Source organism: Flexistipes sp. (genome assembly GCF_036172515.1).
In the GTDB taxonomy this organism is placed as follows: Bacteria; Chrysiogenota; Deferribacteres; order Deferribacterales; family Flexistipitaceae; genus Flexistipes.
In genome coordinates this window covers 35,345-50,262 of the sequence record NZ_JAXKVW010000009.1, presented here as the reverse complement: position 1 = coordinate 50,262, position 14,918 = coordinate 35,345, and the positions used below count along the sequence as shown (strand labels likewise).

General features: G+C 36.9%; 14 protein-coding genes. 11 read left to right on the top strand and 3 right to left on the bottom strand.

From position 1 onward, the window contains the following. Positions 1 to 7 precede the first annotated feature (7 nt). The 8 genes from UMU13_RS07420 (at position 8) to UMU13_RS07385 (ending at position 7,001) form a co-directional block, all read left to right on the top strand. On the top strand, positions 8 to 1,237 hold the full coding sequence (locus UMU13_RS07420; protein ID WP_328218180.1) for a lipoprotein-releasing ABC transporter permease subunit: 1,230 nt from the start codon (positions 8 to 10) through the stop codon (positions 1,235 to 1,237). Beyond that, positions 1,234 to 1,899: an ABC transporter ATP-binding protein gene (locus UMU13_RS07415; protein WP_328218178.1), complete on the top strand. Its 666-nt coding sequence runs from the start codon at positions 1,234 to 1,236 to the stop codon at positions 1,897 to 1,899. The genes UMU13_RS07420 and UMU13_RS07415 overlap by 4 nt, the downstream gene beginning before the upstream one ends. Position 1,900: 1 nt before the next feature. Beyond that, the gene (locus tag UMU13_RS07410) at positions 1,901 to 2,506 is read left to right on the top strand and encodes a trimeric intracellular cation channel family protein (protein ID WP_273266823.1); all 606 of its coding nucleotides are present in this window, start codon (positions 1,901 to 1,903) and stop codon (positions 2,504 to 2,506) included. Between the two features lie 190 nt (positions 2,507 to 2,696). Beyond that, entirely contained in the window at positions 2,697 to 3,491 is a 795-nt protein-coding gene (locus tag UMU13_RS07405; RefSeq protein ID WP_328218176.1) for an S-methyl-5'-thioinosine phosphorylase, read from the top strand. Further along, the gene (gene murB / locus UMU13_RS07400) at positions 3,488 to 4,348 is read left to right on the top strand and encodes a UDP-N-acetylmuramate dehydrogenase (protein WP_328218174.1); all 861 of its coding nucleotides are present in this window, start codon (positions 3,488 to 3,490) and stop codon (positions 4,346 to 4,348) included. Before UMU13_RS07405 ends, murB begins: the two co-directional genes overlap by 4 nt. A gap of 352 nt (positions 4,349 to 4,700) precedes the next feature. Continuing rightward, the gene (locus UMU13_RS07395; RefSeq protein ID WP_328218249.1) at positions 4,701 to 5,276 is read left to right on the top strand and encodes an amino acid ABC transporter permease; all 576 of its coding nucleotides are present in this window, start codon (positions 4,701 to 4,703) and stop codon (positions 5,274 to 5,276) included. A 14-nt stretch (positions 5,277 to 5,290) separates the two neighbouring features. Continuing rightward, complete coding sequence (locus tag UMU13_RS07390) at positions 5,291 to 6,118, top strand: transporter substrate-binding domain-containing protein (RefSeq protein WP_328218173.1); 828 nt, start codon at positions 5,291 to 5,293, stop codon at positions 6,116 to 6,118. A gap of 10 nt (positions 6,119 to 6,128) precedes the next feature. After that, entirely contained in the window at positions 6,129 to 7,001 is an 873-nt protein-coding gene (locus UMU13_RS07385; RefSeq protein ID WP_328218172.1) for an amino acid ABC transporter permease, read from the top strand. Between the two features lie 19 nt (positions 7,002 to 7,020). On the opposite strand, the gene ppk1 is transcribed toward UMU13_RS07385, so the two are convergent. Genes ppk1 through UMU13_RS07370 form a run of 3 tightly spaced genes read right to left on the bottom strand, consistent with a single transcriptional unit; the run spans position 7,021 to position 12,084 of the window. Further along, positions 7,021 to 9,057 carry a polyphosphate kinase 1 gene (ppk1, locus tag UMU13_RS07380; protein WP_328218171.1) on the bottom strand — a complete coding sequence of 679 codons (2,037 nt, stop codon included), beginning with the start codon at positions 9,055 to 9,057 and terminating at the stop codon, positions 7,021 to 7,023. After that, positions 9,050 to 10,567, bottom strand: coding sequence for a Ppx/GppA phosphatase family protein (locus UMU13_RS07375; protein ID WP_328218170.1), 1,518 nt, complete (start codon positions 10,565 to 10,567; stop codon positions 9,050 to 9,052). Before UMU13_RS07375 ends, ppk1 begins: the two co-directional genes overlap by 8 nt. Further along, positions 10,564 to 12,084 (bottom strand): Ppx/GppA phosphatase family protein, encoded by a 1,521-nt coding sequence (locus UMU13_RS07370; protein WP_328218168.1) that lies wholly within the window; start codon positions 12,082 to 12,084, stop codon positions 10,564 to 10,566. Before UMU13_RS07370 ends, UMU13_RS07375 begins: the two co-directional genes overlap by 4 nt. Positions 12,085 to 12,264: 180 nt before the next feature. On the opposite strand from UMU13_RS07370, the gene UMU13_RS07365 reads away from it, so the two are divergent. The 3 genes from UMU13_RS07365 to UMU13_RS07355 are packed head-to-tail and all read left to right on the top strand — an operon-like array spanning position 12,265 to position 14,773. Next, on the top strand, positions 12,265 to 13,425 hold the full coding sequence (locus tag UMU13_RS07365; RefSeq protein ID WP_328218166.1) for a glycosyltransferase family 4 protein: 1,161 nt from the start codon (positions 12,265 to 12,267) through the stop codon (positions 13,423 to 13,425). Then, a complete protein-coding gene (locus UMU13_RS07360) occupies positions 13,425 to 14,312 on the top strand; it encodes a sulfotransferase (protein ID WP_328218165.1) in 888 nt (295 codons plus the stop codon). Before UMU13_RS07365 ends, UMU13_RS07360 begins: the two co-directional genes overlap by 1 nt. 35 nt (positions 14,313 to 14,347) lie before the next feature. Then, on the top strand, positions 14,348 to 14,773 hold the full coding sequence (locus UMU13_RS07355) for an arsenate reductase ArsC (RefSeq protein WP_328218163.1): 426 nt from the start codon (positions 14,348 to 14,350) through the stop codon (positions 14,771 to 14,773). Positions 14,774 to 14,918: the final 145 nt, after the last annotated feature.

Genomic DNA, 14,918 nt, shown 5'->3' with positions numbered 1-14,918 from the left:
TTATTTTATGAAAATCAGCAATTTTCTGGCCTACAGGTATCTTAAATCTAAAAAAGAGACGAAGGTACTCTCTTTTATATCTTTGATTTCCATAATAGGAATTGTCCTCGGTGTGGCAACTCTTATCGTCGTTATTAACGTGATGATAGGTTTTGAAGATAATCTCAAACAGAAAATCCTTGGAGCAAATTCCCATATTATTGTCAATAAAATTGACGGCAGTGCAATTGATAACTGGAAAGCAACGACGGAAGAAATTGCAAAAACGGATAATGTTGTAGGCGTTTCCCCTTTCATTATTAGTCAGGTACTGCTTACAAGTGAAGATCGTGTCAGTGGAGTTGTTTTAAGGGGGGTAATAGGAAAAAGAGAGATAGAATCTTCAAATATCGGTAAATATATGAAGAGGGGAAATTTTGATTTAAAAAGTGATAATACAACGGCTAAGCCACCGATTATTCTCGGGAAAGCTTTGGCAAACAGTCTTTCAACAAGTATAGGAGAAGAGATTGTTGTGGTTTCACCGTTTGGCAAAAAGGGACCGTTCGGCTTTACTCCGAAGATGAAAAAGTTTCAGGTTGCAGGTGTTTTTGATACAGGGATGTATGAGTATAATAATTCACTTGCCTATGTTAATTTACACGATATTCAGGATTTTATGCAAATGGGAGATAACATTTCCGGTTTTAGTGTGAAAGTAAAAAATTTCGATAATGCCGGAGAAATTGCCGAAAAAATTGAAAACAAACTGGGTTTTCCTTTTTGGGCAAGAGACTGGCTGAGTATGAACCAGAATCTTTTTTCTGCACTAAAGCTGGAAAAGGCCGCCATGTTTGTTATATTAACGTTAATAATCGTAGTTGCATCTTTTAACGTGATCAGTCTTATTACGATGACGGTTAAGGATAAAAAACGTGATATTGCTATAATAAGAGCCATGGGTGCTTCTGAAAAATTGATTAAAAACATTTTCATAAAGCAGGGCTTATATATAGGTGTTGTGGGTACTGTTTTCGGGAATATTATCGCTTATGCAATATGTTTTGTTTTAAAACGTTACAAACTGATAGAGCTTCCGGCTGATGTGTACTATATGGACAGTATTCCTATAAAAATAGTTCCCGAAATTTTTCTGTTAGTTACCGTTTGTGCTATTTTTATCACATTTATTTCATCTATTATCCCTGCAAGGCAGGCTGCAAAGATGGATCCTATCGAAGCGTTGAGGAATGAATGATGAGCGGTTATTTGGTTGAGCTGATAAATATTAATAAGACATTTAAAAAGGGGCCGGCTGTCATCAATGTGCTTAGTGATTTTAATCTGAGCGTTGAGAAGGGGCAGTTTATTTCAATTGTGGGCCCGTCTGGAGTGGGTAAGTCAACACTGCTTCATATTATCGGAGGACTGGAAAGACCGGATTCCGGTATTGTCAATTTTGAAGGTGAAGCTGTTTATAAACAAAAAAATACCGGACTTGACAGTTATAGGAATAACGAAGTGGGGTTTGTTTTTCAGTTTCATTACCTCCTTAACGACTTTACTGCCATTGAAAATGTCATGATGCCCGCCTTGATTGGCAAAATATCAAAAAATGAGGCGGCAAAGAGGGCTGCGGAGATTCTGGAAAAGGTGGGAATGAGCGACAGGGAAAGTCACTATCCTATGGAGCTTTCAGGAGGAGAGCAACAGAGGGTTGCAGTTGCACGTGCTCTGATGAATAATCCCAAACTGATTCTTGCCGATGAACCCACCGGAAACCTTGACAGGAAAAACAGTTACGGTGTTTTTGAACTGTTTAAGAAACTTAATGAGGAAGGCGTTACCGTTATACTCGTTACGCACGATGAGCACCTCTCCGGACTTTCCGACAAGGAAATCAAGCTGGAAAAGGTTTGATGTGACTGTATTATATGTTTTTGACTTATTGGGCACATTTGCTTTTGCCGTCAGCGGTGCAATAGCTGCGGTACGAAAAAAGATGGATTTATACGGCATACTTGTTTTGGCTACCGTTACCGCAGTGGGCGGCGGTACAATCAGAGATGTGCTTGTGGGAAGGGTTCCGCCTTTTATATTCCGGGATATTACCTACTTTTTTGTTTCGATAACTGCCGGTTTGCTTGTCTTTTTCTTCCACAGGTATGTTGAGAGACGTTTTAAGCTTCTGTTGATAATGGATGCAATCGGTCTTGGAACATTTACTGTCATCGGAATTTCAGTGGGATTGAAATTTGATATAGGTTATTTCGGCGCCGTTTTTCTCGGTGTTATGACTGCTACTGCAGGGGGGATGATGAGGGACGTTCTGCAGGGTGAAGTTCCTCTTGTGCTTCAGAGGGAGATATATGCCTCTGCATGTATTGCCGGTGGGCTGATTTTTGTCTGCCTGGATATTTTAAATATTGTGCCGGATATAAATGTTTTTATTTCGGCTGCTGCTGTTATTGCAATACGAATGATTTCCATTACAAAAAACTGGAATTTGCCAAAGCCAAAAATATAACAGTATTAAGCATTAAGCGTTAAGTGAGGGAGATAGGGAGGGAGTGAAGAGGTAGAGGTAAAGGTAAAGGTAGAGGTAGAGGTTGAGTAAGTTGAGGTGGTTGATAGTATGTCTCACGTTTTACGTGTCACGTCTTACGTCTTGAACGTTGAACCATGAATCTTGAACTTTGAACTAAAAAGGAGGTTTTATGAAGATCGGTATTATTGGCGGAAGCGGTTTATATTCTATTGAAGCTTTTAATTATACCGGTGAGGAAAAAATTGACACCGATTACGGTGAACCTTCGGCTGCGTTTAAGATTTATGAGTATTATGGTAACAGGTATTATTTTCTGGCAAGACATGGTGCCGGTCATGAATTCCCGCCTCATTTGGTGAATTACAGGGCAAATATCTCAGCCTTCAAAAAAGCAGGAGTGGATGCAATACTTTCATTTGCAGCAGTTGGAGGAATTAGCGCAGACCTGAATCCCGGGGATATCGTCATTTCAGATAATGCCATCGATTTCACAAACGGCAGAAATCATACCTTTGCAACCAAGGGTAATATACATCATATAGATATAACTGAACCGTTTTGTCCAGAGCTCAGAAAGGCAGTCAAAGAAAGCTGCGCTTCGTCCGGATTGAATTTTTCAGACAAAGGTGTATATATCTGTACTAACGGACCGAGAATGGAAACGGCAGCTGAAATCAAAGCTTTCAAAGGAATGGGTGCTGATATTGTGGGAATGACACTGTTTCCCGAGTGCTCACTGGCAAGAGAGGCGGAAATCTGCTATGTTAATATCAGTGTTGTCGCCAATGATGCAGCCGGTATTTCCCGTAACAAATTGACTGCGGATGAAGTGGTGGAAACGGTGAAAAAGAGTGAAGATAAACTGAAACGAATTATCCTGAATCTTGATATTAATGCTGTTGAAAACAGAAAGTGTGATTGCAGAAATGCACTTGAAAATACGAGAATAAGTAAGGGTAAATGAAGCTAATCAGCGAAAATGTGTTTTTAAAGGATTATTATTTTTACCGGGCCGGCGGAACTGCACGTTATCTTGCCTGTCCGGAAACCGCCCAGGAACTGTCAGGTATTTTAGAATGGCGGCGGAAAAAAGGGGTTTCATATACACTTATCGGTGCCGGTTCAAATGTTCTTTTCAGCGATGACTTGTTTGACGGTCTTGTTATTGTACTTGCAGGTTTAAACAGGTGGATTGTAAGAAGCCGTCAGCGTGTGATTTGCGGGGCGGGGGTTCCTCTGCATTGTTTGATAGAATTTACTGCTTTATCCGGACTTGCCGGTCTGGAAAATCTTTACGGTATACCCGGTTCTACAGGAGGGTCCTGCTTAATGAATGCCGGTGCTTTCGGCAGCGATATTTCAGATAATTTAGAGAAAGTGGAAGTTTTGGACAGTGAAGGGAGGGTACTAACATTAAGCAGAGGAGAAATTGAATTCGGTTACAGAAAATCTTCACTGGATGGATATATAGTTCTTAGTGCAGAGTTTTTGCTTAAATATGCAGATCCTTTGTCACTGAAAAAAAAGATTGATTTAACAGCGTCAAAAAGGGATGAAAAGCAACCTGTGGAATCCTGCTCCTGCGGTTCCGTTTTTAAAAGACCCGAGAACAATTATGCTGGTACGCTTATTGAATCGTGCGGGCTCAAAGGGTTGCGAATCGGTGATGCAGAGGTTTCGGAGAAACACGCTAATTTTATTGTAAATAAAGGCAATGCTACCAGTTTGGATATTTACAGACTTATTAAATATGTAAAAGATACAGTTTATAATCAGAAAGGGATATTGCTTGAAGAGGAAGTTAAACTAATAAATTTTTAAGCATATTTACATATTCGTTTAATATATCGTTTTTAATCTAAACGACAATTTTTTGTACCTAAACCGTAAAAATTGTCATTCCGAGTGGAACGAAGTGGAACCGAGGAATCTCTAATATTTGCAGTTCTGCTTAGTATTGTTATAGGAGTAACAGATTCTTTATAAGTATAAACTCATTGATATTTTAAAATTTGCTGTTTTTCTGTTTTTAATTGTTGCAGCAGTAATTTTCCTGTCTCAGCGTATAGGCTATAACTGGCAGTTTTACAGAATCAAAGAATTTTTATATACCTATGAAAACGGCCGGCTGGTATTCGGTCCCATTATCCAGGGGCTTGGAATAACTCTTAAAATATCGTCCGTAAGCCTTATCCTGGCGATTTTACTGGGTTTCTTTACTGCCATTCTCAGGATGACAGAATCCTTTTCCGGTAATTTTATAGCACGCGGCTACATTCTCATTATCAGAAACACACCCCTTATTATTCAGCTTTTTTTCGTATATTTTGTTATAGCGCCACCTTTTGGCATCAATGCCTTTTATTCAGGGGTTATAGCTCTGAGTTTGTTTGAGGGTGCATATATATCCGAAATTATCAGGGGTTCTATACTTTCCGTAGGAAAAGAGCAGTTTGAATCATCGATGAGTCTGGGCATGAATTTCTATCAGCGTATGCGGTACATTATACTGCCGCAGGCTTTAAGGCTGGCAGCACCGCCTTTAACAAGCCAGATGATAGCACTGGTTAAGGATTCTGCCCTTGTCAGTACCATATCTATTTATGATATGACAATGCAGGCTCAGAGACTTGTAAGCGAGACTTATCTGGTTTTTGAAATATGGTTTACGGTTGCAGGTATATATCTGTTGATTAACTTAATGTTATCCATTTTGGTGAAATTTGTTAATATGAAGGTGTACGAATAAAAAAGGAGGACGGTATGTTTAGACGTATTTTTCAGTCTCTGATTATTTTCAGTATGATTTTTGCTATTTCTTCACCGGTTTTTGCCGAATCGGTCAGGGAGAAACTGAGCAATGAGAGCACAATTGAAAAGGTTATTCAAAGAGGTGTTTTAAAAGTGGGTTTTTCCACTTTTGTGCCGTGGGCGATGAAAGCCAAAGACGGTGAATTCATAGGTTTTGAAATTGATGTTGCTAAAAAGCTGGCCAATGACTTGGGAGTTAAAGTTGAATTTATTCCAACCAAATGGTCCGGCATCATACCGGCACTGCTGACAGGAAAGTATGACGTAATCATAGGCGGTATGAGCATTACTCCTAAGAGAAACCTTAAGGTCAATTTTACCATCCCTTACGAATATTCCGGTATGTCTATAGTGGCAAGTAAAATAAATGCCAAGGGGATGGATGAAATCAGTGATTTCAATAAAGAGGATATGATAATTGCTGCCAGACTGGGGACAACTGCTGAAGTTGCCGCCAGAAAACATCTGCCAAAAGCCAAACTGAAACTTTTTGATTCCGAATCACAGGCTGTTCAGGAAGTACTTGTGGGAAGGGCTCATGCAATGGTGGCATCGGCTCCGCTTCCGCACTTTCAGGCGGTCAAATATCCGGACAGACTTTATGTGCCAATTGATGAAAATTTCACAAAGGAGCCTATAGCTTTTGCCGTCAGAAAAGGGGATATAGACACGTTGAATGTATTCAACAGCTGGATTCGGCTTAATTGGGATTCCGGCTGGTTAAAAGAAAGGTATAAATACTGGTTTGAAACGAGGAAATGGGAAGAGAGAATCAAGTAGGAGCCTTTGAATGATAAGAACGGGTAAAATCAGATTTACCTTATTTGATTTTTTCTTTCTGGGTTTGCTGTTTTTTCTTATTGCTGCTTTCCTCTGGAAAGTACACAGTTACCTTATGTATGACTGGCAGTGGGGGGAGATCTTCCCCCACTTTTTCTACATTGAAAAAGGTTCAATCCACCCCGGCGTTTTTATGCAGGGGATATTCTATACAATCAAACTCAGTGTGTGGTCTATAATATTTGCCACTATCCTCGGCACTGTTCTGGGAATCCTGAGATCCAGTAACAAACTTTTTCGTAATCTCATTTCTATTACTTTTGTTGAGGTGCATAGAAATATTCCTCCTATTGTTTTAATTTTCATCTCGTATTTTTTTATAGGTGACCAGCTTTTTAATTTACTGCATATCGACAGTATCATGCGAAGTATGGGGGAAAATTTCAGAAATTTTGCAGAATTTATTTTTGCTCCGCTGCCTATCATGTCATCTTTTTTTTCAGGAGTGCTCGCTTTGACTGTTTACGAGGCGGCGTACATATCTGAAATTGTAAAATCGGGGATTATGTCTGTTCCAAAAAACCAGGTTGAGTCAGCGTATGCTCTTGGCATGAATAAGTATAAAGTTATCAGATATGTCATTCTGCCACAGGCCTTCAGAAGGATTCTGCCTCCCCTTGCGTCCCAGTTTGTTTCAACAATAAAAGATTCGGCCATCGTATCCGTTATTGCAGTTCCGGAACTGACATTTCAGGGATTGGAGCTTATGTCTGCAACGTTTCTTACTATGGAAATCTGGATAGTAATAACCCTCTTATATTTTATACTGACATTCACATTAAGTAAAATAATAACTTTTTGGGAAACAAGATACACATTTTAGAATTTAAAAATTTAAAGTATTAATCCAAAATTTCATTTATCCCGATTAGGTATTCTTCCTGATAATTATATTCCGTTTTTTCTTTTTGTTTTATTTTAAAATACCTGTCATCTTTCATATACCATGATTTTGCCCGGTCATTTAGGTTATCCTGCAGTAATTTTTGTAAAAATATTTTACTTCCTTTATCTTCGATCTCTGTCAAAAGTTCCACTCTTCTGTCCAGATTTCTTACCATCCAGTCTGCAGTGGAAATAAAAACTTTATGTGAACCGGATGATAAAAAGTATAAAACTCTGGGATGCTCAAGAAATCGGCCGACTATACTTTTTACGCTAATATTTTCACTTAAACCCTTAACCTGAGGTCTTAAAGAACATATACCTCTTACTATCAATTCTATTTTTACACCTGCTGAGGAGGCTTCATAAAGTTTTAAGGTGAGTTCTTTGTCGTATAAGGAATTTATTTTTGCAATAATATGCCCTTTTTTCCCTTTTCTGGCGTTTTTTATTTCTTCATCGATAAGTTCCATTAATTTTTCTCTTAAACTGTTTGGCGCTGTGGTGATCTTTTGTTCCGTACCTTCTGTTAATTTCCATTTATATACATCCGAATAACCCATCAGATAATTAAACAGATTAACAGTTTCTTCGGCAATTTGCTTATCCGTGGTCAGATAATCAATATCAGTGTACAACCTGGCTGTTTTTTCATTGTAATTGCCCGTTGACATATGGACATAGCGCTGAATTTTTCCGTTTTCTTTTCTGACTATCAGAAGTGCTTTTGCATGAACCTTCAAATCCATAAAACCGTATGTTACGATACAGCCTGCATTTTCAAGACGTTTTGCCCACTCCACATTTCTTTCTTCATCAAATCGGGCTTTTAGTTCTATGATAACACAGACATGCTTACCGTTTTTTGCTGCTTTTGCCAGCGATTCAATAATTTTTGAATTTTCATTAGCTCTGTAAAGGGTCATCTTTATACTTAAAACGTTATGATCTTCAGCAGCTTGCCGGATAAAATTGCCAATTAATCCGAAATCGTGATATGGCCTGTAAAGTATTAAATCCGCTGTTTTAAGATAGTCAAAGAGGCTTTTAGATTTTACCTCCCGGGGCAGCCAAGGATTAAACTCTGGGTAATAAAATTTTTCATTATTTTCACTTATATTAAAAAGAAAACTCAGATCCAGAGGATGGCTCAGTTCATAAATATGTGAATCATTTATATCAAAAAATGTTTTGAACTTGTTCTTTAAATCCTGCGGTAACGGCTTATTTACTTCCAATCTTACAGCATTGCTCTTTTGTCTCTTATCCAGATATTTCTCTATAAGAATCAGCAAGTCTTCCACTTCTTCATCATGCAGAGATAAATCAGCATTTCTTGTAATCCTGAATACAAAATTATCAATAATCTCATACCCTTTGTAGATGGTGGACAAAAAGTTAATGATAATTTGCTCTACAGTATAATAGTAGCTTATGCCATTCTTTTCCAATTTATAAACGCGCTCCAGCAGTTCAGGGACTAAAATCAAAGAATCGTAAACATTACCTTTTTGTTTTATTTTTACAAGAATACACAACCTCAGGTTTGCCAGGAAAGGGAATGGATTTGCCGGTCCCAGCGTAATAGGGGATATCACAGGGAAAATTACCTCGTAAAAAAGGGACTCGATCCATTCAAAATTTTCCTCAATTTCCGCTTCGATATAGATTCTTTCCTTTGCGCACTGTTGTTTTAAATCATAGTAAATTTCCGATTGGATAATGGTGAGATTGTGACATTCCTCAGATATTTCTTGCAATTGCTGGATTGAAGTAAGTCCCGAAAGATCTTTTTCCATGTAACTGGCTGCGATATGGTCTATTAATCCTCCCACCCTCACCATAAAAAACTCATCCAGATTAGATGAGGAAATCGCCAGAAATTTGAGTTTTTCAATAAGTGGGACATTTTCATCTCTGGCCTGGAGTATGACCCGTCTGTTAAATGAAAGCCAGCTTAGTTCTCTGTTATTAAACAACTGAGAATCAGGCATTTAGCAAATCCAGTTTTAAATTAATCGGAATCCCGTATATTTCCAAAAAATCTCTGTTTTTTCTGTAAAAAGTGATTTCTTCAAAAAAAGGTTTTTTGTGGGCTTTTGCTGTTAGAGTAATTCCATCTGAATTTGTATTAATTTCTATATCTCTGACAATCTGCATATGACTGGCATCTAGCGCATCAGCTATTTTCAGTAAAGCAATAAGTTTACGAATAAGGAGTTTCTTTTCTATAGGAAGTGATGTAAATCTTGAATCAAATGTTAAGTGATGTTTGTCCCTATGAAAAAGCGCTATGGTAGAAATTGTATCAATTGTTTCAGCATCAAAACCGGGCATACTGAATGCACGAGCTATATAATAGGAATGCTCCTGATGGTTATTAATTCCAATAAAATAGCCTACATCATGCAGTAAAGCTGCAGCTTCCAGAATTAAAAGATCTTTTGATTTCAGCGAATGGAGGGACTTAAGTTTATTAAATATTTTTTTGCTGAATTTTGCCACCTGATTTGCATGTTTTTCATCCGTTTCATACCGCAATGCGTAATTTTTTATGTTGGTGATAAATTTCCTGTTAAGTTTTTTTTCCTTTATGTTTTTGGTATAATACAATGTCAATTGAGTGGGAAAACTTTGTTTACTGAAATATAAAACATCTGTTTTTACCAGATCCATGAGCGATAAATAAACATATAATGTAGGCTTGAGAATTTCTGCGTAGTAGCTGTTTATATTGAGTTGCCCGGTTATTTCGCTTGTTGATAATCGTTTTGTTTTATCATAAAGTTTTTTAATGGAACGTTTATCTATGGAGAAGTTTGATGGCTTCATAACTTCAATTATAAGATTAATTGAACTTCCGGATCCCACTAAATATTTAACAGAATCTATTCTCCTGCAGGTAGTTTCTATATGATGTCGCATCTTATGAATGTACTGTTCATAAGCACGATATTTCAGATCTTCATTAACACCCTTAAAAAATTCGCAGACTCTCAGGCTTCCGAAAGGCAGCGCAGCAGAAAACAGCCGTAAATCTTTTTTTATCAGGTTAATGCCTATGTTTCCGCTGGCAAGATTTACAAAAAGAAGCCCTTTTTCCTCCATTTTTTGAAAATCCTTTATATCATTTTTTACTCCCAAACTTTTTACAAACAGCTCATCCGTCTCATCGATTATCTCCAGTTTAATCCCTGTTTTGATACGAACATGGTCTATAAAAAAGTATTTATTTTCAGCATCTCTTACACTGCTTGTACAAATTGCCTTATAGTTATTCTTAATGTTATATTCTTTAAATTTGTCAGAAAAATTCCCCAGGATTTCTGTGGCATTGTGGACATTTTCCAGAGTAATATAGCCTTTGGAAAAAGTATCTCTACCCAATTTTAATGGTTTTATAAGGTATTCCAATGTTCTTTCTTTATGGTCGATAAATTCTGATATCTGCATCCGAAGAGCGCTAGCTCCCACGTTAATTGTTGCAAAAATACCGTTTTTCATAATATCTCCAGATTCTTTCCTGTAACACTTTCAAGCATATCTTTCTTTAATTCGAATGCTTTTTTTTCCAAAATGATATTTTTATCAGATAAAGGATTAATGGTAATATTGTCTTTTGTAATCTTGATATTAACATCCGAAATAAATTTTTTATGCCCTCTGTCCAGGCCATCAGCAACCCGGAGTATGGCTGCCAGCTTCTTTACAATGTTTATATCTTTGCTGTCCAGATCTTCATAAATCTGATGACTTTTTTTGGGCAGATTTTTTCTATGATATCTGGCAACGTGGGCAGTCATTAATTTCTGTCTGTAATTGAAACCTGCAATGTCGGAATTTTTTATTAAATAATATGAGTGTTTATGATGTTTGGAGAAGGAGATATAGTTTCCAATATCGTGTAGAATTGCTGCTGCGGTAAGGATATTTCTGTTTTCGTTATCAAGCTTCCATTTTTTGTTTAGCTCATCAAAAAATCTTTCCGAAAGGAAAGCAACATGCCGGGCATGTTCTTCTTCAAACTGAAATTTGTTTCCTATTTCTATCAGCTGGGAGTAAAATATATCCTCGCCTAAATCCTGAAAAGGCAGAGTAATATTCATTGAATTCAGTGTATCGATAATCAAGCCGGTTCTCAGTCCGCCGGTAAATGTATAAAAGCCGTTGAATGAAGATTTTGAAAGCAAAACTTCGATGTTTATAGCTGCGGGTAATAGAATATCAGCCCTTTTAGGCTCAACACCTTTTATCTTTCTTATACTTTCAGTATCCATATATCTGATTTTGTTTATGAAATCTTTTAGAAATTTACGTGGTATGTATTTAATTTTTGTTTTTTCATCTTTATTTGATGAAATATAATAGATATTTGCAATATTATTGATTGTACCGCCAGTGCAAACTACTAAGTCGATATGATAATCTCCATAATTTTCTACTTCTTCCTGTATATGCTGCTTTAATTTATAGACTTCTGCTATTTCAGGAGGGTTATGATGCAGAAATATATTTTTTAAGCGTGAACAACCAAGTTTCTTGCTTGTTATATTTACGATCTCCCCTTTTAGTGCAAGAGTGTACTCTGCACTTCCTCCGCCAATATCTGTTATTATTGCATTATATTTATCTGTTTGAAAACTGCCGGAAATTGCAAGGTAGGACAATTTTGCTTCTGCTTCACCGCTTATAATTTCCAGACTTATGCCATATCTTGATTTTATTTCCTGAACAATTTCATAACCTTCTTTCAGTTCCCTGAGTGTCGCAGTGGCAACTGCTCTTATAATTCCTACACTATAACTTTCCAGTATCTTTTTTATGTCCGTAAAACATGCATAAATCTTATTCACAGAATGTTCTGTGAGAAAACCGTATTTGAAAAGGTCATCACCAATTCGTACGATTTCCCTGTATTCATGCACTATGCGGTAACTCTTTTCAAAAACATTTGCAATCTGAAGTCTGATGGAATTTGAACCAAGGTCTATTATTCCTATTGTCAGGTTTTTGTCATTCACCGATTTTTACCCCTTTGTCTAACAATTGCACCTCTATGTTAAAAAAATGTTAAAAATTTGCAAAATATTAATGAATTTCTTTTCAAGATGTTTCCTTTAAGCAGTTTTCACTGAAATATAACAATTATTTGATATTGATTTTACAAAAAGTTACTAAATTAATAAAATAAAGAGGTTTATATGAAAATTGCTTTTTTTACAGATACTTATTATCCCCAGGTGAACGGTGTTGTTACTTCAATCGGTATCCTGAAATCACAATTGGAAAGGCTTGGTCATAAAGTTGTGATTATTACTGTTAAGGTACCTAATGCAGATAGTGAAACAGATGTCATTAGACTCTCAAGTATAACATTTCCCATGCAGAAAGAACACCGGGTGGCAATGTTTTATTCTTATAGAACTATACGTATGATAAAGAGGGAGAAGTTTGATTTAATACATACACATACGGAATTTTCCATAGGAACCTTCGGGAGAATTGTTGCAGGAAAATTAAATCTTCCGCTTGTACATACTTATCATACCATGTATGAGGACTATACCCACTATGTTACTAAAGGTGTTGGTGACAGATATGCTGTAAAACTTGTCAGGAAATTGAGCCGTATTATCTGCAATAAAAGTGATTGTGTCATCGCCCCTTCGGAAAAAACATCGGGAATTTTAAAGGACTACGGTGTGCAAAGTAAGTTAAATGTGATCCCCACAGGTATCGATATAAAGCGTTTTTATCCTGATTCAGAAATTTATAACAGTTTCAGGGATAAACTGGGAATCAGCAGAAGTGTGAAGATTTTGCTCTTTGTTGGAAGACTTGCAAAAGAAAAGAATATAAATGTCCTGATTAAAGCGATGCCTGAAATTGTCAAAGTAAACCCGGAAATATTTTTGGTCATTGCCGGAGACGGAGATGAAAAATTCAATCTTGAGAACTTGAGTATGAAGCTCCGAATTTCAGAGAACATAGTGTTTACAGGTGAAGTGAAATATACTGAGATAGATAAATATTATAAAATGGCGGATTTCTTTATAAGTGCCTCCACATCGGAAACACAAGGGCTCACCTATATTGAAGCCCTTGCCTCAGGGTTACCTGTGATTGCTAAATATGACAGCAATCTGGAAAATGTTGTGGAGGATAAATATAACGGATGTTTTTTCGACAGCGACTCTGAACTGCCTGAGGTTGTTTTGCAGGCTGTGTCGGCAAATGATCTAACTTTATGGAGAAACAATGCTGTGAAAAGTGCTGAAAAATTTTCCGATACTGCTTTTGGACAAAAGGTTGAAAAACTGTACTACTCTCAATTGAAACAAAAATTGAAAAGGGTTGTATAATGCATAACAAGATTACCAAGCCGTCTGTTTTTATAACTTCTACCGGCAGGACGGGAACTCAGTTTTTGGCTAAAAATTTAAGTTTAATGGTAAAGGATGCCACTGCCTACCATGAACCGGGTAGTCCATGGATAACAAGACCTAAGGATTTTATTAAAGAGGTTCGGGATTTCGGTTTTTACAATATGACTGCCGGGCAATTTTCTCATAGGCACTGTATGTTCAAATTAAGCCGGAAATACATGGTAGGTGAACTTGAAAGTGAAAAAACAGCTGATTATGTAGCAGATATGCGGAAGGATTTTGTATCCAGCTCACCTAAAGATATTTATGTGGAATCAAGCGGGCATATTTACGGGATACTGGAGGTTATCGATAAAGTATTTGTAAATGCAAAATTTATCCATATCGTCAGGGATCCTAAAAAATGGGTAACGTCTGCTCTGAATACCTTTGAATACTATTTATACGGACCGTTTGATGAAAAGCTTCTAAAGTTAAGCCCAACTGCAATGGATTTCTCTGATGACAACTGGGCAAAGAAGTGGAAAAGGATGAGCAAATTTGAAAAATACTGCTGGTTTTACAATAAACTGAATGAGCATGTAATAAATACAATGGAAGGGAAAGATAATTTTAGGGTTTACCGTTTTGAGGATATTTTTGACAGAGAGGATACTTCTTACCTTGAAGATATGCTTAAATTTGCAACAAATTTTAACTCAGAAATTTATGATTATGATTTAAAACCGGACCTTCTTAATAAAAAGGTACACTCAAGGTCTAAAGGGAAATTTCCAAATTTTAAAGACTGGGATAACAAGATGTTTGAACAACTTAAAAGACACTGCAACAGGTGGATGAAGAGATTCGATTATCAGTTATAGTAAAATAATTTATAATAAACTTACAGGGGATTAAAATGTATAAGAAAATACTCTTTGTGTGTGTGCACAATTCTGCCAGGAGCCAGATGGCAGAGGCGTTTGCAAAAAAATACGGAGGCGGTAATGTCTTTGTTGAAAGTGCCGGGCTGGAACCGGGTACATTAAATCAGGATGTAGTTAAAGTGATGTCTGAAAGGGGTATTGATATTTCCGGAAATAAGACAAAGTCGGTGTTTGACTTTTTTAAGGAAGGCAGAACTTATAACTATGTGATTGCCGTCTGCGACAAGGAAGCGGCTGAAAATTGTCCCATTTTTCCGGGGTTTAGCGAAAGACTCCACTGGCCTTTTCCGGATCCCTCTGCAGCTACAGGCAGCGAGGAAGAAAGGCTTGAAAAAGTCAGAAAGATAAGAGATGAGATTGAGGATAAAATCAAAAATTTTCTCAATGCTGTATTATAAACTAAACGATATATAACTTTTATACCAGGTTGCATCTGTTTGAGTATGGTAAATATGTATTTTCATTTTTCAAAGGTTTTGAACCACGAATTTCACTAATTTACACGAATTTACCCTATTAAATGTGAAGGCAGCCCAGCGAAGT